Annotated in this window: 1 protein-coding gene; it reads left to right on the top strand. The window is 63.2% G+C overall.

Features of this window, described 5'->3' with window-relative positions:
• Positions 1-274 precede the first annotated feature (274 nt).
• Positions 275-484 carry a hypothetical protein gene (locus WDW90_RS38100; RefSeq protein ID WP_336492871.1) on the top strand — a complete coding sequence of 70 codons (210 nt, stop codon included), beginning with the start codon at positions 275-277 and terminating at the stop codon, positions 482-484.

Here is a 484-nt window from a genome sequence, read left to right as displayed (position 1 = left end):
AACTCCGGCGTGAACGTTCGTTTCGTTGTCCCCATCAGACACCTTCCAGCCCCCATGGGAGCGTAGCAGAGGTGTCCACTCATTCAGAGGAGGATCACTCCCGGTTCAGTTTGAACGGTCAAACCGGGCTTATTGAGCCAGCGGGGGAGCGGTCCGCCTGGAGCATATCCAATAAGCCTCACCCCAGCTGCCGTAGGCGGCGGCTGGGGCACTGTCCAGCCTCTCAAGACTCACCAGCCGCTGGGGTAGCTGGGTGCGAAACAGGAGAGCGGAAATGGCGAACGCGTGTGAGGTCTGGAAGGATGAGAAGACCGAGGTCGGGCGATACGAGTTCGCCACCCTTCCGAGGCCCGGCGACACCATCTCGGTGCCGAAGGACAGCGGCGAGGGCTATCAGCATTTCCGGGTCGAGAGCGTGACCCATCGGGCCAGCGCGGCGGCCCACCCGGCTGCGACGTACCTGTTCGTCTCGGAAGCGGAGTGA

This window comes from Methylobacterium nigriterrae (genome assembly GCF_037106235.1).
GTDB classification, from domain to species: Bacteria; Pseudomonadota; Alphaproteobacteria; order Rhizobiales; family Beijerinckiaceae; genus Methylobacterium; species Methylobacterium nigriterrae.
Note: the sequence above shows the minus strand (reverse complement) of the source record. Positions and strands in the feature narration are given on the sequence as shown.

Coding starts and splice junctions, on each gene's coding strand:
- WDW90_RS38100 (WP_336492871.1), top strand. CDS start 275: ATGGCGAACGCGTGTGAGGTCTGGAAGGATGAGAAGACCGAGGTCGGG.